Source organism: Janthinobacterium agaricidamnosum NBRC 102515 = DSM 9628 (assembly GCF_000723165.1).
Classification (GTDB): Bacteria; Pseudomonadota; Gammaproteobacteria; order Burkholderiales; family Burkholderiaceae_D; genus Janthinobacterium; species Janthinobacterium agaricidamnosum.
Window position 1 is genome coordinate 5,886,683 of sequence record NZ_HG322949.1, and the last position, 682, is coordinate 5,887,364.

The window sequence follows — 682 nt, forward strand, 5'->3', positions numbered from 1 at the left end:
ACGACCATGCGCATGTCGCCGCGGCCAATCGCGGCCACCGCGCCAGCCATGATACGGCGCAATGGCATCTGTTCCAGACCGAAGCCGGCAAGCGGGAAGGACTGCGCAGCATCAATGGCGAGGCGTTGCGCGTACCGGCCGCGCCGCAATTGCGCGGCGCCGGCCAGATCGATCCGCCGCAATTGCCGAAAGAGTCGGATCAGGCGGCGCTGCCGGCCGATCAGCAGGGACCGTGCGAAGAAGTCGATCCGATCGACGCCGCCATCGCCATCACCAGCGGCGACGGCTTGAAACTGCGGCGCCCGGAAATCATCGACGATCCGCGTCCCTTGTCGAACCGCATTCCCGAGCATGGTGCGGGCATGTTCGGTTCGGGCCAGATGCAGCAACTGCAGCAGGCGGCGAACAGCGGCAAGCAAGCCGGCGAGCAATACAAGATTGTGCGGGCCAGCCGCGCCGCATCGGTCAGCGGCGACAAGCTGCTGATCACCCGCTATGAAACGCCGAACGAGGCGCGCAAGCGCTGGCAGCACGAAGTAAGTCCGAAATCATTCCACGGCGCGATTATCGGCAATGCCGAAAACCACCGCAACGTCACGGCTTATGATGTGGCGATCGGGGGTGGCAAGGCGTCGAGCGATCCGGGATTTTATCGGTATTTGTGTGCGGTGGCGGATTGGCG

General features: G+C 64.2%; 1 protein-coding gene (only partly in view). It reads left to right on the top strand.

Going from position 1 to position 682, the window contains the following annotated elements:
- Positions 1 to 380 precede the first annotated feature (380 nt).
- Positions 381 to 682 carry the 5' portion of an effector protein Tle3 domain-containing protein gene (locus tag GJA_RS28800; protein WP_479686752.1) on the top strand. Its footprint extends 16 nt past the window's final position, so the window shows 302 of its 318 coding nt (coding positions 1-302); the start codon lies at positions 381 to 383; the stop codon falls past the right edge of the window.